Below are 20579 nucleotides of genomic sequence, written 5' to 3'. Positions count from 1 at the left end.
CAAACATCCGATTTTAAGCCTTGAAATTCTTCTTGTTTAGAATATGAAATTCATCATATTCTTCGCGCGTTGCTTTTCTGGATACTTTATATGCACGCTGTAAATTTGTTCTTGGAAGAAACAGGTTCATATTAACCTTTTCAAATTTTATATCAATTTTCTGTTCTAAATCCTTGAAACCTGAGAGATATGTTTTTACTACATCTGATAATCCTTCACTGTTTCTTATTTTTGTATACTTGTCTGCTCCCTCAAAATTGTAAAAAATCGTAACATCATCATAATTATTAGCTATTGCATATTTAATCCCTTTCAAAACCCCTATCAGATATCCTCCAACCTGATAGCTCTTTATTTGCCATGATTCTTCTGTAAAACCGCTTATAATATCAATTGGTTTGTATTCTTCTACCATAATTACTCCATATCCGCATTTTTTGTTCAGTTCATCAAAACTTGATGCAACATAGCATTGCAGTTTTTTCATTTAAGCCACCCCTTTTTCTTTCAGATTTAGATATGTATTTATTAAGTTGTTGTCCCAGTATCCAGTATTTGAAGGTTTCTCCATATAATGATGCTGATCAGTTGCCCTGATACAGAAAACACATTCAAAACAGTTACAGCATCCAGTGCAGCAGCTGCAGTCTATGCAGTCAGTGCAGTTTTTACAGTTTCGGCAGTCAAGGCAATTGATGCAGTTCCTGCAGTTTATAAGAGTTCTTGAATACTCAAGAGCCTCCTCATAACTATAGCGGTTCTTACTCCACTTATTGTTGTTGAAATCTTTCCAGTATTTATCAGTTTCAACTAAAGATTTAACCGAATCAGCTTCATGCTCCGTATATTGATCAGCTGTAAAATCATCATCACTATATACTTCATCAGCCCACCACTGCGTTAGGAGTGACTCTATATACTCCTCTATTAAAGAAATATTGTCTTTTAAACATGTAACAGACTGTTTTGTTCCGAGATAGATCGAACTGCCACTCACCGGGTCGGTCCATCTGGTTAGATATAACAGACTGTTAATACGATGAATCATCTTATGAAAGGCTTTATCAATATCCGAGGTGTTCCAGTACCTGCCTTCCTGTAATGCAGTCTGCATAGAATTAATACGGGAATTTAGCCTGATTATCAGCTGATTTTTTATATGAATCTTTTCTTTATTTTTAAAACCTGATTTTTTTATTGTTATCCGTGAAAAATACTTTATTTTTTTATTCCAGAAATCCCGGTCTAACAGCATAGCTGCATACTCGGCATTTTTTAAAAGACGTTTATGAAATCGGGTAAAAGAAGTATATTTAAATATTTCTTGCTCTGTTTGGGAAACAAAGAAAGTTTCTTTTACAGGAGAGCCGTTGGCATCTTTTTTCATATCACCTTTCTTATGAACAAGTACTGCATCCGGATCATCTTTCTTACACAGCCTTTTTGTCTTACTGCTGTAAATATAATCCTTTTCATAGGTAACAGTCATTAACCGTTGTCTTTTGAAATACTTTCTGGTAAAACACAGTACACTAATATAGCTACCTTTACCTTTTGAAATAAATTTGTAGCAGTACAGGAAACTGTTAAGCTTGTAAAGCGGATTTACTGCACACATGAATTTTTTGATAAAATCATGCTTAAGTGCATCAGTCATAGTAACTGGAATCATAACCTCCATCAGATGGGCATAAATATTAGAGTAAACCTTTTTGTTCTTCTTTCTGCCATAAGTATAAGAATGCCTGTCCTTATAATCACATTGATGCGCTATCACTGTCTTATAGTCCGAACGGTTGCTGAAGATGTCATGACCGGTATTAAGCCAGATATTGATATCATCTCTGGAACCGCATGTAGCGTAAGATACATAAGTGTTATTGGTAATCATCTATTCTTCGTCCTCCTAAATAGACATTAAAGCTCTGCTTTAATGTTTTTTTTATTTCAGACCGTATTTTCAGTACTGAAATCATTGAAATAGTCTATTAATCTTGCTATAATCATTTTGTATTAATTAAATACATTTTTTTACAAAACACGGTTGTAGTACACGGTGTAGTACATGGTGCAGTAGACAGTGCAGTGTGCAGTGTGGAGCATGGATCGAGGATCGAGCGGTGATTGAGCGGTGATTGAGCGGTTTTGAATTTCGATACAATCCGGGTATTCGTGTTTTTGCTTAAACTTAAATTAATAGCCCTTGTCGCCAAACAGAGTTATTATTAATTTAAGTTTTTTTCTTTTTCATATTATTTTTTTGTTCGTAAAGGATAACACTGTCAAGAACCTCTCCTGGAGATTTATCTAAGACAATTCCCATTTTTATATAAAACTGAATTGACGGCTGATAATCACCTCTCATAGCATTAGAAATCATCCTTTTCTTTTTATCAAACATCTTTTCAATGTCGCTGGGCTGCATTTCATTTTCTTTTAACAGATCCCGTATCCACGGAATAAGATTGACTTTCATCAATTCAAACAAACGCTCTGCTCTAAGGTTATTTTCTTCCACTGTATCGCTTTTTTTAGTATCGACAATCATTTTATCTCACCTCCTTGAAATATCGTTTAAAAACGAAAAAAAGTGGGTAAGCTATCGAACGATAACTTACCCACTTGAGTAAATTTTATAAATAATGGTGCGGGTGACAGGAATCGAACCTGCACGCCGAAGGCGCTAGATCCTAAGTCTAGTGCGTCTGCCAGTTCCGCCACACCCGCATATAAAATGGTGCCGGCTAAAGGACTTGAACCCTCAACCTACTGATTACAAGTCAGTTGCTCTACCAATTGAGCTAAGCCGGCTTATAATATTAATGGTGGAGGTTAACGGGCTCGAACCGCTGACCCTCTGCTTGTAAGGCAGATGCTCTCCCAACTGAGCTAAACCTCCAAAATGGTGACCTGTACGGGATTCGAACCCGTGAATGCATGCGTGAAAGGCATGTGAGTTAACCGTTTCTCCAACAGGCCATGGCGCTTGAAGTAGGACTCGAACCTACGACCGATCGGTTAACAGCCGATTGCTCTACCAACTGAGCTATTCAAGCAACTTGGTGCCCTAATATAATATCATTTATGTAAATTATATGCAATACTTTTTTTACATTTTTTTATTTTTTTCTGTGCTAGGTATTATAAAATGAAACTGCTTTAAAGAATTGTACAGATTGACAAGTCAATCTATACAATTTTCTTAACTACTTTTAATATATTTTTCATATAAGTCTTCTTCATGATCACCATCTATTGAAATACTTTCCATTTTCATTTCTACTCGACTATTATTACTACTACGAACATACTTTAAAACTATTCCTGTTTCTTTGTCCACCAATAAAGATACGGTTCCTCCTTCAACATACAAATCATTTTTTATTTTACCTTCTACAAAAAACACCTCTCTTTTCAAAAAATTATTTTTTTCTTTAATATTAAAATTTTCTAAACTAACCCCTAATTGTCTCAACGCTATATCCTCAGGCAACAAATACGGTGCTACATCACCATATAAATCATTAGCAACTCGTGATATATTGATATCATTAAATCGCTCTTCTAAAGACCATTTTGCAAACTTGAATAAATTATCATCTTTATCTATTTCTTCAATACTGATTTCTTTTTTATTAATTAATTCTTCAAAACTAAAATTATCCAGGTCCTCTCTGTTACCAGTAAAAAAATACATATTCTTACTATCTCTAAACATTACCTGTTCACTATATCCACTTGAAGATATTTGATAAACAAAAGATCGATATTCTGGTATATTAATTTGAAACTCATATTTTATTTGTGTTTGATTATCTAAATATGATGAAGTAACACACATTTTTCCACTTACCAAATTATAATAATCAACACTATTAATCATCAGCTTCAACAAATCATATTTACCTTGTTGATCATCTTCAAAATCAATTACATTTTTACTAACTTTTCTTTGTGCATTAAGCTCAGTTATATCAATCTTAGATATCGAAACCATATTTTCAGTATCTTGTTTAACACACCCTACAAGCATTATCATCCCAATCATTATACTTAACCATTTGTTTTTCATAATTTAAATATCCTTTTTTATTTTATTAAAGCATTATTCAAATTAAAATTATGTAGAAAAGTATATACTCATAATATAAAAAAATCCTATTTTAAAAGGCTCGAAAATTTATACCTTCGAACCTTTTATCTTAAAATTTATTCCAAATTATCTTTATTAGATTTACTTTTTCTCTTATAAAAATAGAAAGCACCTGCTCCAACGATCACTATTGCTATAACACCAACAATTAATCCCGTATTACTAGAAGGTTCTGATGTTTCTGAAACAATTTCAACACCATCTGATAACTTTTCATAATCTTTTAAACCAATCGTCACTACACCATCTTTAACTTCTCCAAATGTAGAACTTTTAATTTTTCCAGGCATAGAAATTTTAATGCTAAATTCCACTCCCATTTCTTCTAATTTATCAGTAGAATATCCTAACTGCTCAAATTCGTTAGTATTTATAGTTTTATCTAAATCTGAACCTTTTAATTTTAAAGTATATTGATTTTCTTCAACTGTTAAATCTTCCAATATTTTTTCAGAAACTTCTTTTGGTGCTGTTGCATTAAATCCTAAATACTTTTTTCCATCAATCGTCTCACTAGCATCTTTAATTTCCCAATTTTTAAAATTTCCTTCTTCTTGTAATTGACTTTTAATATTATCCTGACTCATCTGATATGTATCTAGTATTTCTTTATCAAAAAGAACAGCCATAATAATATCAGCATCATCCCTATCAGTAATATTGATTTGACAACGAACTTTAACACATCCCGTTAACGCTAAAGCAATGACAAATATCATCAATAATTTGAGTGATTTTTTCATTTTTTCCCTCCATTCATAACTAAATTATAACAGTATTCTATATTTATAGCAAATTATTTAAAAAATCGCTTTACAACATTCTAAAAATATGCTATTTTTATATGGCACTGCTAAATACGACCCGCTAGCTCAGCCGGTAGAGCATCTGACTTTTAATCAGAGGGTCAGGCGTTCGAATCGCCTGCGGGTCACCATTCAACAAATTGAGATGAATTATAATTCATCTTTTTATATATAAAAAAACTAATTTTATCTTTGTAAAATATACTTTGACCATATAAAAACTACCTAATCAGGTAGTTTTTATCATTTAACTGGTGCCGGCAACTGGATTTGAACCAGCAACCTATCCATTACGAGTGGATTGCTCTACCGTTAGAGCTATACCGGCATCTGTAAATATTATAGCATTATTCTCTAAAATAATAAATAATTATTTTCTTAAACAATTTCTATTTGGTAATCATTAAATTGATGATATAATAAATCATTGGAGGGAAAGAACATGTATATAAAAGATGATGAGATAAATAGAATATTTAATGAAAAAAACTGGAAAACTGCTCATAACTACTACAAAGACAATGTGATTACTAACATGTCTGTTTTAAAGCAAGGTAATGAATATCATATTGATGGTACTGTAGAAATATATGGTCGCGTCAGTACTAGTCATATTATCGTTGATACAAGTGGAAAAATCGTTACTTTTGAGTGCAGCTGTCATAATTGCCACCCAAACGAATTAGCCTGTGGTCATATTGGAGTATTATTACTAAAGTTTTACAGTCTAGAAATGTCAGATATCCCATTCCAATTTAATCAAAAAATTGATTATCGTGCAAAATTCGAAGAATTTGAACGCATTCGTGAAGAAAAAATGATTCAAACAAAAATTGAAGAATCAAAAAAACTTATTGAAAAATATGTAGATAAAAAAGAAATAAGCATAACCAACGATGCTTTAATAGAACTTTTTCCAAATATAAATTATTCATTTAATCGAATTTTAATCAATTACCGTATCGGAAACACTAAAACTTACTTAATTAAAAACTTAAAAGAATTTATAAATAATTACCGCTATCATAAAATCTTTACATATGGCAGTAAATTAATTACTGATCATAATCGTAAATCATTTAGTCAAGAAGCTTTAAAACAAATAGATTTTATTAAAGATAATAGTGAATTTATTGATGAGATCGAACGCTATCGTTCAATCGATATTAATAAATATAATATAGACGATTTCTTTGAAACATATTTAACAAATTTAAACATAAATATATTATTTACAACCATCGATTTAAAAAATCTTACTATTCATATTGAAGATAAAGAAGATTATTTTGAAATCTCACTTGTTCCTTTAGAAGGGCAATTAATTCTTGGAAATCAATATATTTATTATTTAAAAGATAATATTTTAAATCGTTATAGTTTAGAAATGTCACAAATAACTAAAAATCTCTTATCTAAGCTGGATAAAGAAAATTTAATTGTATCTAAGGAAGATTTTGGATACTTTGGAAAATATATCATTGATCAAATTTTACCATATATTTCTATTACAGGAGCAAATATCGATGACTATATGCCAAGTGTAATTACTTTATTAGCGTATATTGATTTAAATAATTTTGGCGATCTAACTATTAATTTAGAATATCGTGATGAAAATGGAAATATTTTATTTGACGGTAAATATATCGATAGTTACGAAACCAAACTTCCATTAAATGTTGATAAAGCTTTAGTATTGATTGAAAATTATGCAAATTATGATGAATTAACTAAAATGTATCTAATCACAAATAATGATGAAGATGTTTATTATTTTATAAAAAACATTCTACCTAAATTAAATCAATACTGCGAAGTATTCGTAAGTGAAGATATTAAAAATATCAATAAACCTAAGAATATCTCTTTAAATATAGGTATTCGATTAAAAAATAATCTACTAGAAATAGACTTAAACAGTATCAATGTTTCAAAAGATGAAATCCAGGATATTCTTCATTCTATTCAAAAAAAGAAATCTTATCACCGTCTAAAAAATGGTGATTTCATAAACTTAGAAGACAATGCAATAAGCGAAGCATATAGTCTAATTCAAGACTTAAATCTTAATGAAAATAATATTCAGGATGGCTCTATTTTAATCGATAAATCTAAAGCCCTATTCTTAAATCAATTATCCCTAGATAGACATTCCATTAACTTTGAACGAAGTACACAATTCAAAGAATTAATCAATAAATTGACCCATTGTAATAATAACAACTATCTTATCCCCCACCCTTACCAAAACATTCTAAGAGAATATCAATGTGAAGGCTATAAATGGATAAGAACTATGAGCGATTATGGATTTGGCGGAATTTTAGCTGATGATATGGGATTAGGTAAAACACTTCAAATGATCACCGTTTTAGAAAACACTAAAACAAATGATAAAGTTAGTATTGTCATTACTCCTGCCACGTTAATTCTAAACTGGCAGGATGAAATCAAAAAATTTTCTAGTGACCTAAAAGTCCTATGTATCACCGGAACTTTACCTATACGAAAAAAACTAATTGAGCAAATCAATGATTACGATGTTATAATTACTTCTTACGATTATTTAAGAAGAGATTATAATTTATATAAAGATTATTATTTTGAATATATTATTTTAGATGAAGCACAATACATTAAAAATCAAGCAACAAAAAATGCTAAAGCTGTTAAAGAATTAAACAGCTCACATCGTTTTGCACTAACTGGTACACCAATTGAAAATTCTTTAGCTGAACTATGGTCAATATTTGATTTCTTAATGCCTAACTATTTATTCAGTTATAATTATTTTAAAGAACATTTTGAGCGACCAATCATTCAAAATGAAGACAAAGAAGTTCAACAGCGTTTAAAAAAGATGGTTGAACCATTTATTCTTAGAAGAACTAAACAAGAAGTATTAGATGAATTACCAGATAAGATTGAAAACAATATCAAAATTGCTTTTTCTAAAGAAGAAGAGAATCTATATATTGCCAATCTAAGCCAAATCAATAACAAGCTAAAAACCGCCTTAAATATCGAGCACATTGATAAAATCCAGATTTTATCAATGATGACTCGATTACGACAATTATGTTGCGAACCTAGAATACTATATAAAGAAATTCAAGAGCCTAGTTCTAAGATGAAAGCATGTTTAGATATCATCAAAAAAGCTAAAGAGAATAATCAAAAAGTTTTATTATTTTCATCTTTTACAACTTCATTAGATTTAATTGAAAAAGAACTTCGCAACGAAGATATTTCTTATTATGTTTTAACTGGAGCAACAAATAAGATCAAACGACATCAATTAGTTAATGCCTTCCAAAACGATAATACCAATGTATTTTTGATTTCCTTAAAAGCCGGCGGTACAGGTCTAAATCTTACTGCAGCCTCTATTGTTATCCATTATGATCCATGGTGGAATATGTCAGCTCAAAATCAGGCGACTGATCGCGCTTATCGTATTGGTCAAACAAATAACGTTCAAGTATACAAATTAATTATGAAAAATAGTATTGAAGAAAAAATTCAAAAACTTCAAGAACAAAAACAAGATTTATCTAATATCTTTATTGAAAATAATAACAGTAATATCACTAAAATGTCTACAAATGATATTATTGCATTATTTTCAACCGATTAACACAAAAGAAGCAGCGTTATATGCCGCTTCTTTTTCATATTCAATTAAAACTGTTTCAATTTCAAATCCCCACTCTTTATCAAAGCACATTTTTTTAACATTTTATAACTAGTCCAAGAAATAAAAGCCGGTGCAATTATATCAACAACAACAATCGGAATCCAATAATTACCTCCCATTACATTAACAGCTTCTAAGATTCCAACTAAACCAGCCGTTCCCATTCCAGAGCCAACTGATGTACATGAAATATTTAACACACAAGTCGATATTGGGGCAACGATAATCCCAGCTATAATTGGTGGAATCCAAATAATTGGTTTTTGAACAATATTTTTAAACTGCAGCATACTCGTTCCGATTGCAATCGCAATCACTTCTCCAATATCATTATCCTCTATTGACATCACCGCAAAACCAATCATTTGAGCACAACATCCTGCCAAAGCAGCACCAGCTGCCAAACCATTTAACTCTAGCATCACCCCAATTGCCGCACTGGAAATCGGTGTCGTTAAAACCATTCCCATCAAAGTTGCAATTATAATTGACATTAAAATAGGCTGCATATTTACACTTTGATTAATCAAATCACCAATTCCTAAAATCAATTTTGTTAAATACGGACCAATTATAATCGTAATTATTCCAGCTATAATAATCGCAGTAAAAGGTACCAGTAAAATATCTATCGGTGTTTTTCCTTGAATAAAACGAGTTATTTCAATTGCACCAATTACTGCAACATATGCTGCTATGGGATTACCTGTCGCCGCTGTATTTCCATTAAAAGTTCCTGCACCAATACTTCCCGCAATAATAGCCGCAATTAGATTTAATCCTTTTGCATCAACTGCAAAACCAATTCCTACACCAATTGCCGGTCCCATCAGATAAGTCGCTGTTTGTCCCCATACAGTTAGCTCATCAATTCCTGTAAAATTTCCTAACTGCTTTAAGATCGTTCCAATTATCAAACTACAAAAAAAGCCATATGCCATCCCATTAAGCGTTTTAATAAAATAATTTTCTTTTTTCATCCTACTCTCCTACTACTACAATATTTTTAACCCAACGCTCTTTTTTCAAAAAATATATCGCAATTATTAATTTAATAAAATCTAAACTTTCCACGATCATATACAAAGTAACTAATGGTAAATCTGTAAACATTGATAACAATGTTGAAATCAATACATTCACCATCCACAAAAAACCACTATCCATGATCATTGTACTTAAAGCATCGCCACCAGCCCTTAATATAAAGAAAATACATACATTAAAAGCATACACATTAATTATTATCGACTTTATTCTAAGTAAAGCTATAATCGTTTCTTTTATCGAAACATCTACATTATATAAATTCGGTACAAAAGGTGCTGCCAAAAAACAGCAGGTTCCAACCACCAAAGATACCATTAGAGAAAAACATAACAGCTTTCTTGCATTATCCTTAGCTTCATCAAGTTGATTGGCACCTAATTCATTTCCAATCATAATCGATACAGCTGAAGATAAGCCCCCAAAAGCAATAAACATAATATTAGAAACTGTATCTACGACAGATATAGACGCAACTAAATATTCATCGCATCTAATATATGATTTAAAAACCATTGCCTGTCCTACAGAAAATAAAATTTCATTTAAAGTCAAAGGAATAGCTTTATGAATAATATTAACAAGCAAATCCGTATTAATATGCAATAATCCATTTAAATCAAATTTAAAGAAATGCCGTTTACTTATCAATACCATTAAATAAATAGTCATTTCTACTAATCTTGCAACCAAGGTTGCAAGAGCCGCACCTTGAATTCCCATTTTAGGCAATCCAAAATGTCCAAAAATCAAACAATAATTCAATAATGTATTTGTAAGTACCGCAACTGTCCCTACTTTTAATTGAATTTTATTGATTCCAACTGCTCTTAATGTCATCATACAAGTAAAAGAAATCGCAAAAGGAAGATATGTAAATTTTGCAATCTTAAGATAAGCAACAGCTTCTTCAACAATTACTGGTGTTTGTGAAAAAAGCTGGACTGCAAATTTAGGAATCGCAAATAACAATAAAGTAAAAAGCATAGCAGCCCCAAACGAAAATACCATATTTATATTAAAAACTTCCTGACATCTGTCTTTTTTCTTTGCCCCATAATATTGAGCAATGTAAATTCCGGCAGCGCCACACAATCCAAACAAAATTGAATTCATGATCAAAAAGAAACGATTCGCTACCGTTACTGAAGTCAACGCAATATTTCCAACACTTCCAATCATGATATTATCAATTAAATTAACAAAAGTAGTAATAAACTGCTGTCCCATTATCGGAAGCGCAATCATCGTTACTTCTTTATAAAATTGTTTTGTCCCAAAATATTTTTTTAACACTAATCATCATCCCGTTTCTTTTTAAGTATTTGTGGAAAAGCTCTAATCAAACGGCGATGACGATATGTAAACAATTTTTCTTTTTTCAACAATGTTTTTAATAACAACTGCTGCTTTTGCCATTCATGCCCTTTTTTCTCTAATTTTTTCATAGTTTTTGCATGTCCTTTTTCTAATTCAGCAACAATTTTTTCTTCGCGTTCTTCTAAAATTTGTTTTACAAGATCTAATTTCTTTTCTATATCTAAAGCAATGCGCATTGACATAATAGTATCAAGAATAAATCCCACTGTCAAAACACCACTAATTATAAATAAAATATTTTCATTAACTTTCAATAACTGTTCAGTAAAAAAAGGCTGAACATAATTTATCGCTACAACACTAAATAAACCAAAACAAATAAACCCTTCCAAACAAACACGTCCATTTAGATTAAAAGCTTTTTGACTATAATCCCACCAGCGTTGATGAAACAGCTTTTCCATAATAAACGAAGTAAAATATTCTAATATACAAGCAACTACACCACTACTTAAAAATAAAGTATAAATTGGATAATTAACTTTATGTGTATCAAACAAAACAATCACCAGCATTGCTCCAAAACCATAAATCGGTAACCATGGGCCATTTAAAAAACCTCTATTATAAGGCATTTGTTTTCTCGCTAACGGCAAAATAATCGATTCCCAGATCCATCCCATAAAGCTATATATATAAAAAGATACAATCAAAATTACTATACGATTCGTCATATTTTTCTCCTTAAAATACTTAAAAAGTCTGCCTAAGCAGACTAAACATCCAAATTGGTGGAGCCTAGCGGGATCGAACCGCTGACCCCCTGCGTGCAAGGCAGGTGCTCTCCCAGCTGAGCTAAGGCCCCAAGTAACAACACTAAACTATATATGGTGGGCCTGAATGGATTTGAACCATCGACCTCACCCTTATCAGGGGTGCGCTCTAACCAACTGAGCTACAGGCCCATCAATCGACTGCCATGATATAATAACATACATATTTTTAATCGTCAATAGTTTAATTATATTTTTTGACAAAAATATATATACTCTTTTTCTCTCTTTTCATCACAACATAGAATTTTAATACAATTTTGCATATTTTTTATTTCTTTTCATAATTATATTACAGGAGGTAATAATGGTAAAATTTGCTATATACACTTTTTTAGGTTTTATCATGGAATCTGTATATGTGTCTATTTTAGAACGTAAAATATATTTTTCGGGATTATTAAAAGGACCTTTCATTCCTATATACGGTTTTGGAGCACTATTAATTTTAAAGACTGTACCCTATTATCAAAATAATTTCGATACATTTTTTTATTCTCTGATCTGTTGTACGGTATTAGAATATCTGACACATTATTTTTTATCAAAAGATTCAAATATTCAGATCTGGAATTATTCTAAAATTTCTCATAATTATTCTGGTAGAATTTGTATGTTTTATAGTTTGATGTGGGGAATTCTAGGAATAGTTCTCGTCAATTATATCGATCCTTTCATTAATAGTATTTTAATTCATCTAAACTATAATTTTCTTAACGTTATAGCCCTTATATATGTACTAATTATTATGTATCAATTCTATAATTATAGATATAATAATCATTGATTTCTTAAAGATACTATATGATATAGTATCTTTAAAATTATTTTTTATGCTATAACTGCATATAAACAAAAATAGTTAAGATTTCTTGATGATCTCAACTATTTTTTATTATCTAAATCTAATATCTATTAATTTAATATTTTTTCATAATCCTCTTTATTAATTGTATCTTCAGGATACTTTTTCCGATAATTTTCTAGACCATCACAAATTTTTATTGCCAGTTTTTGATGATACTTAGAACTTTGAAGCTGCCCGCGTTCATTAGCATTAGATATAAATCCACATTCAATCAGTACTCCTAATGTTTGTGTTGCTCTCAACACCCTAAAACTGGCCCCAGATATTCGCTTAGGACTTCCTGTCACTTCCACCATTGCTACTTGAATTTCATTTGCTAGACGTTTACCTTTTTCACTATTTTTATAATAAAACACTTGTGATCCCCATGCACTTGAAGTTGGTGCCGAATTTAAATGAATACTTATCAGATAATCACTTTTATATGAATCAATCTTTTTTACACGTAAATACATATCATCCTGCTTTGAATAATTATAATCACGTTTTGTCATATCTTGATCATCTTCTCGTGTCATATACACTTTGGCACCTCGATTTTCCAATTCTTCTTTTAATGCAAATGATATTTTCAAGTTCAATTCTGACTCATATATTTTTCCTACACTAGCGCCATTATCAAGACCACCATGTGCTGATTGTAGTTTACGCAAATTGTGATATGTATTCCCCAATATATATGGGGAGTTAGAAATGTATTGAGATTAGATAGCCTTTTTCTCCAAGTCCTCACAGTAAACGCTTGAAAATAAATGTTCCAGTTCATTTCCGAAGTTGTATGAGATTTTAAGTTTGTGGTTTTCATAAACTGTTATCTGGTCTATCATTTCCACAATAATATCTCTGTCTAATTCTTCAATGTCTTTCAGTTCCAACAACCGCCTTAACCACGGTGTTTCAAAAACATCTTCTGTTACACTTTCCTTTTTCTTTTCTTCCAGCGTTTCAATCTGTTTGGAGTAAAGCGTTTCTTTTTGTTGATAGTCCTCTCGATAAGAAAGAAATTCTTCTTTAGAAATCAGTTCGTCTTTGTAATCTTCATAAATTGACTTTTTCAACTTCTTCACTCTTTCAAGCTCTGCTTTTAACTTTGTCAGTTCTATGTCTGTTGATTTTCTGATTTTTATTGCTGTGAAAGATTGTGATTTTACAAGTTCCTGCAAGTTCTCTACATTGCGGATAATCTGCTTTAAATCTCCCAGCACAATATCATTCAATACTTGAAACGGGAGCGTGTGCGGAGTGCAATAATCTTTTCCACTTCTTTTGTAAGTTCCACAATAAAATGAATAGGACTTACTTCCGTCAGCACGTCGCCAGAAATTTTTCATCATTGCCCGACCACAATCGCCACACTTGATAAAACCTGCAAAGATATTTTTATTTGTTTCTAAATCAATATCCCTATGTTTTTTCGTCAGCAGTTTTTGTACCTTATCCCACAGTTGACGGTCTATAATCGGTTCATGTGTATTTTCAACCCTTATCCAGTTTTCTTTCTCAACTGGACGCTGTTTGCTTCTCATACGTTGATGTTTCTTTCCTTGTACCATATTTCCAATATAAAGCTCATTTTGTAACATCACTTTAATCGTGGAATACGTCCAATAAGAAGTTTTCTCTAAACGATTGCAATTTTTGTAATTTTCGCCGTTGAGCTTTTTATATTCCGACGGACAAAGGATACCCTCTGCATTTAGTATTTTGGCAATGCTTTGTTTTCCTATTCCTTGTGCATACATAGTAAATACTCTTTTTACAACTTCGGACGCATATTCATCAATCACAAGTTTATTTTTATTTGCAGGAGATTTCTTATAACCATAACTTGTAAAAGCTCCGATAAATTCTCCTGCTTTCTGCTTTGATTTTACAGTCGCTTGAATTTTATTAGAAATATCTCTGGCATACTGTTCGTTGAATATATTTTTAATAGGAAGTAACATATCGTATGCCTGCTTCATACTATCAATATTATCTGTTACAGAAATAAAACGAACATTAAGCTCTGGAAATATTCTTTCCAAATATCGCCCCGTATCAATGTAATCTCGTCCGAAACGGGAAAGGTCTTTTACAACAACACAATTTACCTTGTTATCTTCAATGTCAGCAATCATTCTATGAAAGTCTGGTCTATTGAAATTCGTTCCCGTAAAACCGTCATCAATATAAACATCATATAAGATAAAGTCATCATGCTTGTTCACATATTCTGTTAAAAGTTTTCTCTGATTTCCTACACTATCGCTTTCTTCCTTATCTCCGTCCTCTCGTGATAATCTGATATAAATAGCCACGTTAAATAAGTTTGAACCTTTTTGATAAATCATTTTTCCACCTATTCAACTGCCGTACCTATGATAATATTATACCATAAAGTACGGCTTCTTTCCATTGTTTTCAAGGGTTTTACCCTCTTGATAGTCCTTTTTTTACATGAGATTTCACGATACGGACAAGCAATTCCTCTACGGAAAATTTACCTAAAAATTCCCGTTCTACGATATATTGTGCAGGTTCTTTTTTAGCCAAGTTATCAGCCCCCTTAGTCAGCTATCTATTCTCAACATACGCACATAGGCTTATCCAATATGCGTATTTTTCACAATGTTACAGAAGCAGACAGACGGCTTTGGAAAGCTCCGTTAGTATCTCAACTATTCCCATTCTTGTGGGCAGAACCGCACCATGCGGACGTATCATTATCCTGTGAGGATAGGTCGTGGCAAAACGACTTTTCCAACAGTCGCTCTCGGATCACTGCGTGGGTCGCTCGCTTTCTTTTGAAAAGGTCGTGGCGTACAGTCCCCGTGGCTCGCTATCTCACAAACGTATCTGTCTGCTTTATTCAGTTGTCAAAGAGCTGTGGCGAAAGCGTGTTGCTTTCATTTAGAAGCAGGGGCAGAGCAGGAAAGAGGGGATTGAACAAATCATGCTCTGCGGTTACTGCTTGTTATTCTTCTTCGATTTCTAAGGCAATATCAAACCCTAAAATCATTTTGATAAGTGCTTCTCTGATAAGTCCTTTTAACTCCATATCTACGACAATATAAACATTTCCGTATTCATCATAGAGTGGACGCAAACAGCACTTTGATATGTAAGGGTCATAAAATGCCAGTATCTTTTCAATCGCTTTTTCGTCCCCGTCCATTGCCTGCGAAAGCAAATAGTAGGACGGCTTCTTAAAAGTCTGTTTCATTTTCTACTTTTCCTCCTTGAGTGATTTTTTCAGAGCTTCTAAAGCATGGTATCTACTTCTAAATGCTCCACTTCTTGTAATGTTTAAAATGTCTGCTATCTTTGTGTCGCTTAATTCCAAGAAATAGTACATTAAAACGTTATCTCGTTTTCTTTCTGGAAGTTTCTTCAATGCTTCTGCCAGCTCATCATCATAAACACGAATATCATTACCGCATACATTAAAAATCGTATAGTCTGTTTCGTATTCGTCCCAGACAGCCAGCTTTTCCACAACGATTTCTGGAAGTTCACAGAATGGAATTTCTTTATCTTTTCGTCGTTTCAATCCTTGCTGGTAGTCCTTTACAACATGACGGACAACTTTCTTCAAACAACTTTCAAAACGGCATTGAACAGTTTTTTGGAAGTCAGACGGTTTCATCAATCTCACCCCCTTTCCGTTATGACATGAAAAGCGTTTATCCCTCTTTCCGCACCATATAGGGAATGGCAGGCGTGATTTGCTGACTAAATTTACAAAAAAGTTGAAAAAACTTTTTAATAAAGCAAAAACAGCCCATAGGTGTATAAATACACAAACAGACTGTTTTATAAATTCTATTGATATGAAATTTTAATTCTAGTAAAGGGTATGATGATTGTAATACTAGGGTAAAATATTTATCCAGTTGAGAACGACAGAACGTTCTTCCGTATGCAATCATGGTATAAGCCCCCTTTAACCAGAGCCATACCTTGTACTTATAAGAAAAAGGACAGTTCTGGTTATATCCAAAACCGTCCCGTTATTTCTCAAGACGCACAAAAGTATATTATCTAGGAACGGTTTTTTTTATTTACCGCACACGATAACAGCTTTTGAATTATTACTGCATACTATATGCAATTTTAACACATTCTAAATTTATAACATGAAGTATAAACTCATGCTAGGTGATTTAAAATGAGAAAAACAAAAGAAACACATACTTTTGATTTCAGACCGCTAGGGCTGGCAATCAGAGAAGCCCGTGAAAGAGCGGGACTTTCTCGTAATGATTTAGGCGATAAGGTATTCTATGGGGAACGTCATATCGCAGATATTGAAAATACTGGGTCGCACCCAAGTTTTCAGTTATTCCATGATTTAGTTACCATGTTCAATATATCGGTTGATGAATATTTCTATCCAGCAGAAAAAGTAACGAAAAGTACAGCTCGCCGTCAGATAGAAACTTCTCTTGATTTATTGAGTGATAACGAATTAAAAATCATTCAAGGTACGATTGACGGTATCTTGAACAGCAGGGGGAGCAAGAAGTAATCAGCTTCTTGTTTTCTTTTTTGTCTTTCATACTCTTATTTGCTGATCTGCTCCGCAGGTAACAAATAAGAGCCGACAATCTACAAGTTACAATAACCCATAAATTATTGGCTCTGCGTCTTAGCGTCTGGCTCTTTGATAATAGTTACTTTTCCATACTTTATATTGATTAAAGTTTCCGTTTTGTACTTCGGACAGAACAATGGAAAATTTATTAGTTCCGTAGTTTTTAATATTTTTGTTCGTGTCTTATTATTGCAAACAGGACATAATACCCATGTTTGTTGTTCCACAATAGCACCTCTTATGCATTTTCTAAACCCGTGTTTTCTTTGTAATTATATAAATGTATTCTTCTGGTGTAGGGCGTTTATTTCCAAAATATTTCTTGAAATTTGCCTGCACTTCTGGGTCGGTGCTGTTCATAGCTTCATCAATCGTGGCTTCAATATCAGCCCGAACATCAGCCAATGATACACCGCCAGCTTTTGCACCAGCTTTCAATGCCTTTTTAATATCTCGTTTTTTAAGACTAATCACAATAGAACACCTACCTTTTTATAACTTCTTCTATCATATTTTCAATTTCCACATCAGAATAGCCCAGTCTTTGAAGAACATTCAGCAAATGCTTTGCACACTTTCTTCCATATTCTTCTTTTTTCTTTTGTATGTTTTCTGAAACATAATACCCTCGTGTTCTGTAAGGATAAATGATACTATCTGCTTCTAATAAACGAAAAGCACGGGATACGGTATTGGGATTGACATTGTAAATCTGAGCATATCTTCTGATACTGGGAATTAGTTGGTTTGCTTTTGTATATTTTACAAATATATCTATTCTAATCAATTCTGCAATTTCTAAATATTTTGGAGTGTTCATTTTATCCCTTTCTCTTTGAAATTTTCTGTATCATTCAGAAATTGAAACCACCTACTCAATACATTATATTTTTCAATGTTGAGAGAATAGTATATCTCTAAACCTACTTTTTTTGATGTTATCAAATTGCCCTCTACTAATACTTTTAAATGATGTGAAATAGTAGCTCCAGTTAGTTCAAAATGTTTGGCTATATCTCCAGCACATAAGCATTTACTTTTCAAAAGGTAAATAATTTTTCTTCTGGTTTCGCAAGAGAGAGCCTTGAAACTAGAAGTTAATTCCTTTTCATTCATAAACATCTTCCATTCATAATCAAAATGTTTTACTTGCTTTCTTTAATAAAATTCCAATCAGCATTGTTAGCAATACAAATAGAAAAGCCAAAATATACGAAGCAAATAATATATGTGTATGGAAGAAATATAATACTATCCATAATGAACCGCCAACAATTAAAATACTTAAAAGAATAGTTATAATCGCCGATATACTTTGTTTCACAATATAGGTAACATTTTCCCATTCATAATTCGGAAAAACTAAATTTATAAGTAGTCCTAATGCTCCTACAAATACTGAAAATACAGTAGGCAACAAGAATAATAAGCAATATTCCGATACAGTCATTCGGCATACTATTCCGAGTAAAGTTGCACATATAAAAATCATAGGAACTGTTAAAGAAAGATGAAATAAATACTTTGCAAGTAAAAGCTCCTTAATTGATATAGGATAAGATTTTAAAAGTTCCCTTTGTTTTCCCTCAATAGAAATACTGGCATAAGTAACATTTGATAAAATTATCAACAGACCAATAACAAATGCAAGTAGTATGGAATTATTTTCTACCTTAAAGGACATTCCAATTAGTTTTAAGTACATAGTAACGGTATCAATTTTTAGGCACGAATAAATTGTCAATAAAACAAGAGAAACAATCCCAAGCATTGTATTTAATAAATATACCGGGGTTGAAAAATATCTTTTCAATTCTCTACGAAATAAAGCAGATACTTTTTCATGCTTTTTATAACTCATTTTAATACATTTACTTATTTCAGAATATAACTGCACTTTTGCACAATTTTTCTTATATGTCTGTATAACATACGCCGATAGTATTATTCCTAATAAAATTGATATTGCAAAAAAGATAAGTGATTTATAGTTATGTGAAAAAAGTAGTCCTTTTTCCGTTTCATTGAAGAAATCAAATTTAGCAATAGCACCTTTCAATAAAGTGCTAAAATCAACATAACGAAAGAAAAAAATCATAAATGCGAAAAAAACAGTAAATGATACCAAATACAAAATACTTTTTGAGTAAGAACCTAATCGGAAAAGATTTCCTAATCGTCTGTATAGAACATTCCCTAAAAGCACACCTACAAGTGTTGGTACAAGGGGAATAAGGAATATCTGTAAAAAATCAACCACGTAAAACAATATATTCCCCTTTTGTAATGAGTCATAATATAGCAACGGAACAATCAATAATAAAAATGATATACCAACATTCCAGATATATATATAACTCAATTTAGATAAAACGATTGTTTTTGTTTTAATAGGATACGAAAACAGCAGATCAATACTTTTATCTAAATATAAAATTCCACTACCTTTTATAAGTGCTGATAAAAAAGTCATAAATATACTTACTACAACAAAAGGTTTTAATAAATACTTAAAAATTTCTTGAGGGTATTGAAATGTCATGCAAATCTGAAATGCCATTCTAAACCAACAGAAAAAAAGTATTATAGCTGTTAAGCTAATGGCAAAAAAAGTATATGCAAAAACTTTCTTTTCCTTTGAATTTCCGTAAAGAAATTTATTAAATTTAGTCATTCCTAAAAATTGTCTTTTCGTTAATGAATAAAAAGTTCTCATTTTCCATTCAGCTCCATAAAAACATTTTCCAAATCACGATTTCCTAAAATTTCTTTTGTTTCTCCGCTTCTAATAAGTTCGCCATTTCTTATAATTGCAATTTTATTGCAGGTCTTTTCCACAACATCTAAAATATGGCTTGAAAATAATACCGAACCACCAGACGCACATAATTCTTTCATCAATTCTTTTAATTGAATGAACGCTTCGGGGTCTAATGCAACAAAAGGCTCGTCCAGTATAAGCAGTTTTGGCTCGTGAATAAAAGCACCTATTAAACTGACTTTCTGCTTCATTCCATGAGAGTAAGAAGAAATCAAATCATTTAACTGTTGATTAGCGAATTATATTAGATAACTTTTTTCAGATTAAATTAGTTATTTTTGAAATGCTTTTTTATAAATTAATTATAATAATCAAATTATTTTAACTACTTTCTTCAAATTATTTTATTATAAATATTATAAAAACAGTCTGATTGATATTTTCATAATATCTGCTCTCAGACTGTCATTTCTACTATATTTCTATATCAAATACTGATTCAGGCTTCTCTTCAC

21 protein-coding genes, 9 tRNA genes and 1 pseudogene are annotated in these 20579 nt (G+C 31.6%); 4 read left to right on the top strand and 27 right to left on the bottom strand.

Annotated features, from left to right (window positions below):
* Positions 1 to 13: 13 nt before the first annotated feature.
* The 10 genes from BR82_RS0105965 to BR82_RS0105920 all read right to left on the bottom strand — a co-directional run bounded on the left by BR82_RS0105965 (position 14) and on the right by BR82_RS0105920 (position 4896).
* Positions 14 to 487 carry a ribonuclease H family protein gene (locus BR82_RS0105965; RefSeq protein WP_027089447.1) on the bottom strand — a complete coding sequence of 158 codons (474 nt, stop codon included), beginning with the start codon at positions 485 to 487 and terminating at the stop codon, positions 14 to 16.
* Positions 488 to 1891 carry a hypothetical protein gene (locus BR82_RS0105960; RefSeq protein ID WP_027089446.1) on the bottom strand — a complete coding sequence of 468 codons (1404 nt, stop codon included), beginning with the start codon at positions 1889 to 1891 and terminating at the stop codon, positions 488 to 490.
* A 339-nt stretch (positions 1892 to 2230) separates the two neighbouring features.
* Entirely contained in the window at positions 2231 to 2548 is a 318-nt protein-coding gene (locus BR82_RS0105955) for an XRE family transcriptional regulator (RefSeq protein ID WP_027089445.1), read from the bottom strand.
* A gap of 95 nt (positions 2549 to 2643) precedes the next feature.
* A tRNA-Leu gene (locus BR82_RS0105950) sits at positions 2644 to 2727 on the bottom strand.
* A gap of 8 nt (positions 2728 to 2735) precedes the next feature.
* Positions 2736 to 2811 (bottom strand) — tRNA-Thr (locus BR82_RS0105945).
* 12 nt (positions 2812 to 2823) lie between these two features.
* Positions 2824 to 2899, bottom strand: a tRNA-Val gene (locus BR82_RS0105940).
* Positions 2900 to 2903: 4 nt separating this feature from the next.
* Positions 2904 to 2979 (bottom strand) — tRNA-Glu (locus BR82_RS0105935).
* A gap of 1 nt (position 2980) precedes the next feature.
* Positions 2981 to 3056 (bottom strand) — tRNA-Asn (locus BR82_RS0105930).
* A 146-nt stretch (positions 3057 to 3202) separates the two neighbouring features.
* Positions 3203 to 4072 (bottom strand): hypothetical protein, encoded by an 870-nt coding sequence (locus BR82_RS0105925; protein ID WP_027089444.1) that lies wholly within the window; start codon positions 4070 to 4072, stop codon positions 3203 to 3205.
* 137 nt (positions 4073 to 4209) lie between these two features.
* Positions 4210 to 4896 (bottom strand): hypothetical protein, encoded by a 687-nt coding sequence (locus BR82_RS0105920; protein ID WP_027089443.1) that lies wholly within the window; start codon positions 4894 to 4896, stop codon positions 4210 to 4212.
* Positions 4897 to 5014: 118 nt separating this feature from the next.
* On the opposite strand from BR82_RS0105920, the gene BR82_RS0105915 reads away from it, so the two are divergent.
* Positions 5015 to 5090 (top strand) — tRNA-Lys (locus tag BR82_RS0105915).
* 121 nt (positions 5091 to 5211) lie between these two features.
* On the opposite strand, the gene BR82_RS0105910 is transcribed toward BR82_RS0105915, so the two are convergent.
* Positions 5212 to 5287, bottom strand: a tRNA-Thr gene (locus BR82_RS0105910).
* A 114-nt stretch (positions 5288 to 5401) separates the two neighbouring features.
* Between BR82_RS0105910 and BR82_RS0105905 the strand changes: the two genes are divergently transcribed.
* On the top strand, positions 5402 to 8599 hold the full coding sequence (locus tag BR82_RS0105905) for a DEAD/DEAH box helicase (protein ID WP_027089442.1): 3198 nt from the start codon (positions 5402 to 5404) through the stop codon (positions 8597 to 8599).
* Positions 8600 to 8643: 44 nt separating this feature from the next.
* Here BR82_RS0105905 and BR82_RS0105900 read toward each other — a convergent pair whose 3' ends face one another.
* The 5 genes from BR82_RS0105900 to BR82_RS0105880 form a co-directional block, all read right to left on the bottom strand.
* Positions 8644 to 9639 carry a PTS sugar transporter subunit IIC gene (locus BR82_RS0105900; RefSeq protein WP_027089441.1) on the bottom strand — a complete coding sequence of 332 codons (996 nt, stop codon included), beginning with the start codon at positions 9637 to 9639 and terminating at the stop codon, positions 8644 to 8646.
* A gap of 1 nt (position 9640) precedes the next feature.
* Positions 9641 to 11002, bottom strand: a complete 1362-nt coding sequence (locus BR82_RS0105895; protein WP_027089440.1) for an MATE family efflux transporter — start codon at positions 11000 to 11002, stop codon at positions 9641 to 9643.
* Positions 11002 to 11760, bottom strand: coding sequence for a putative ABC transporter permease (locus BR82_RS0105890; RefSeq protein WP_027089439.1), 759 nt, complete (start codon positions 11758 to 11760; stop codon positions 11002 to 11004). Before BR82_RS0105890 ends, BR82_RS0105895 begins: the two co-directional genes overlap by 1 nt.
* A 55-nt stretch (positions 11761 to 11815) precedes the next feature.
* Positions 11816 to 11891, bottom strand: a tRNA-Ala gene (locus tag BR82_RS0105885).
* Between the two features lie 23 nt (positions 11892 to 11914).
* Positions 11915 to 11991 (bottom strand) — tRNA-Ile (locus BR82_RS0105880).
* A 175-nt stretch (positions 11992 to 12166) separates the two neighbouring features.
* Between BR82_RS0105880 and BR82_RS0105875 the strand changes: the two genes are divergently transcribed.
* Positions 12167 to 12646 (top strand): putative ABC transporter permease, encoded by a 480-nt coding sequence (locus tag BR82_RS0105875; protein ID WP_027089438.1) that lies wholly within the window; start codon positions 12167 to 12169, stop codon positions 12644 to 12646.
* Positions 12647 to 12774: 128 nt separating this feature from the next.
* Here BR82_RS0105875 and BR82_RS15245 read toward each other — a convergent pair whose 3' ends face one another.
* The 5 genes from BR82_RS15245 to BR82_RS0105850 all read right to left on the bottom strand — a co-directional run bounded on the left by BR82_RS15245 (position 12775) and on the right by BR82_RS0105850 (position 16355).
* The gene (locus BR82_RS15245; RefSeq protein WP_240474516.1) at positions 12775 to 13380 is read right to left on the bottom strand and encodes an N-acetylmuramoyl-L-alanine amidase family protein; all 606 of its coding nucleotides are present in this window, start codon (positions 13378 to 13380) and stop codon (positions 12775 to 12777) included.
* Between the two features lie 51 nt (positions 13381 to 13431).
* Entirely contained in the window at positions 13432 to 15060 is a 1629-nt protein-coding gene (locus tag BR82_RS0105865) for a recombinase family protein (RefSeq protein WP_027089437.1), read from the bottom strand.
* A gap of 79 nt (positions 15061 to 15139) precedes the next feature.
* Positions 15140 to 15262: a hypothetical protein gene (locus tag BR82_RS17800; RefSeq protein WP_002323371.1), complete on the bottom strand. Its 123-nt coding sequence runs from the start codon at positions 15260 to 15262 to the stop codon at positions 15140 to 15142.
* A gap of 421 nt (positions 15263 to 15683) precedes the next feature.
* Positions 15684 to 15932, bottom strand: a complete 249-nt coding sequence (locus BR82_RS0105855) for a helix-turn-helix domain-containing protein (protein WP_004613734.1) — start codon at positions 15930 to 15932, stop codon at positions 15684 to 15686.
* Positions 15933 to 15935: 3 nt separating this feature from the next.
* Entirely contained in the window at positions 15936 to 16355 is a 420-nt protein-coding gene (locus BR82_RS0105850; protein WP_027089436.1) for an RNA polymerase sigma factor, read from the bottom strand.
* Between the two features lie 522 nt (positions 16356 to 16877).
* Between BR82_RS0105850 and BR82_RS0105840 the strand changes: the two genes are divergently transcribed.
* The gene (locus BR82_RS0105840; protein WP_027089434.1) at positions 16878 to 17237 is read left to right on the top strand and encodes a helix-turn-helix transcriptional regulator; all 360 of its coding nucleotides are present in this window, start codon (positions 16878 to 16880) and stop codon (positions 17235 to 17237) included.
* Between the two features lie 104 nt (positions 17238 to 17341).
* Here the strand turns inward: BR82_RS0105840 and BR82_RS0105835 are convergent, their stop codons facing one another.
* From BR82_RS0105835 to BR82_RS15240, 6 genes and pseudogenes are all read right to left on the bottom strand, one after another.
* Positions 17342 to 17530, bottom strand: coding sequence for a cysteine-rich KTR domain-containing protein (locus BR82_RS0105835; RefSeq protein ID WP_027089433.1), 189 nt, complete (start codon positions 17528 to 17530; stop codon positions 17342 to 17344).
* A 22-nt stretch (positions 17531 to 17552) separates the two neighbouring features.
* Positions 17553 to 17777, bottom strand: a complete 225-nt coding sequence (locus BR82_RS0105830; protein WP_027089432.1) for a hypothetical protein — start codon at positions 17775 to 17777, stop codon at positions 17553 to 17555.
* A 10-nt stretch (positions 17778 to 17787) separates the two neighbouring features.
* A complete protein-coding gene (locus tag BR82_RS17435) occupies positions 17788 to 18123 on the bottom strand; it encodes a GntR family transcriptional regulator (RefSeq protein ID WP_027089431.1) in 336 nt (111 codons plus the stop codon).
* Entirely contained in the window at positions 18120 to 18419 is a 300-nt protein-coding gene (locus BR82_RS0105820; RefSeq protein ID WP_051592755.1) for a metalloregulator ArsR/SmtB family transcription factor, read from the bottom strand. The genes BR82_RS17435 and BR82_RS0105820 overlap by 4 nt, the downstream gene beginning before the upstream one ends.
* A 19-nt stretch (positions 18420 to 18438) precedes the next feature.
* A complete protein-coding gene (locus BR82_RS0105815) occupies positions 18439 to 20019 on the bottom strand; it encodes a hypothetical protein (RefSeq protein ID WP_027089429.1) in 1581 nt (526 codons plus the stop codon).
* Positions 20016 to 20345 (bottom strand): annotated as a pseudogene (locus BR82_RS15240) (AAA family ATPase); the annotation flags it as partial. The pseudogene BR82_RS15240 and the gene BR82_RS0105815, both read right to left, overlap by 4 nt.
* Between the last annotated feature and the right edge of the window lie 234 nt (positions 20346 to 20579).

The sequence above is a fragment of the Thomasclavelia saccharogumia DSM 17460 genome (assembly GCF_000686665.1).
Classification (GTDB): domain Bacteria; phylum Bacillota_I; class Bacilli_A; order Erysipelotrichales; family Coprobacillaceae; genus Thomasclavelia; species Thomasclavelia saccharogumia.
This window is presented reverse-complemented; position numbering and strand designations above follow the sequence as displayed.

What these genes read in the sequence shown, in the direction of transcription:
- BR82_RS0105965 (WP_027089447.1), bottom strand. Translation starts at nt 487, where the DNA reads ATGAAAAAACTGCAATGCTATGTTGCATCAAGTTTTGATGAACTGAAC.
- BR82_RS0105960 (WP_027089446.1), bottom strand. Translation starts at nt 1,891, where the DNA reads ATGATTACCAATAACACTTATGTATCTTACGCTACATGCGGTTCCAGA.
- BR82_RS0105955 (WP_027089445.1), bottom strand. Translation starts at nt 2,548, where the DNA reads ATGATTGTCGATACTAAAAAAAGCGATACAGTGGAAGAAAATAACCTT.
- BR82_RS0105925 (WP_027089444.1), bottom strand. Translation starts at nt 4,072, where the DNA reads ATGAAAAACAAATGGTTAAGTATAATGATTGGGATGATAATGCTTGTA.
- BR82_RS0105920 (WP_027089443.1), bottom strand. Translation starts at nt 4,896, where the DNA reads ATGAAAAAATCACTCAAATTATTGATGATATTTGTCATTGCTTTAGCG.
- BR82_RS0105905 (WP_027089442.1), top strand. Translation starts at nt 5,402, where the DNA reads ATGTATATAAAAGATGATGAGATAAATAGAATATTTAATGAAAAAAAC.
- BR82_RS0105900 (WP_027089441.1), bottom strand. Translation starts at nt 9,639, where the DNA reads ATGAAAAAAGAAAATTATTTTATTAAAACGCTTAATGGGATGGCATAT.
- BR82_RS0105890 (WP_027089439.1), bottom strand. Translation starts at nt 11,760, where the DNA reads ATGACGAATCGTATAGTAATTTTGATTGTATCTTTTTATATATATAGC.
- BR82_RS0105875 (WP_027089438.1), top strand. Translation starts at nt 12,167, where the DNA reads ATGGTAAAATTTGCTATATACACTTTTTTAGGTTTTATCATGGAATCT.
- BR82_RS0105865 (WP_027089437.1), bottom strand. Translation starts at nt 15,060, where the DNA reads ATGATTTATCAAAAAGGTTCAAACTTATTTAACGTGGCTATTTATATC.
- BR82_RS0105855 (WP_004613734.1), bottom strand. Translation starts at nt 15,932, where the DNA reads ATGAAACAGACTTTTAAGAAGCCGTCCTACTATTTGCTTTCGCAGGCA.
- BR82_RS0105850 (WP_027089436.1), bottom strand. Translation starts at nt 16,355, where the DNA reads ATGAAACCGTCTGACTTCCAAAAAACTGTTCAATGCCGTTTTGAAAGT.
- BR82_RS0105840 (WP_027089434.1), top strand. Translation starts at nt 16,878, where the DNA reads ATGAGAAAAACAAAAGAAACACATACTTTTGATTTCAGACCGCTAGGG.
- BR82_RS17435 (WP_027089431.1), bottom strand. Translation starts at nt 18,123, where the DNA reads ATGAACACTCCAAAATATTTAGAAATTGCAGAATTGATTAGAATAGAT.
- BR82_RS0105820 (WP_051592755.1), bottom strand. Translation starts at nt 18,419, where the DNA reads ATGAATGAAAAGGAATTAACTTCTAGTTTCAAGGCTCTCTCTTGCGAA.
- BR82_RS0105815 (WP_027089429.1), bottom strand. Translation starts at nt 20,019, where the DNA reads ATGAGAACTTTTTATTCATTAACGAAAAGACAATTTTTAGGAATGACT.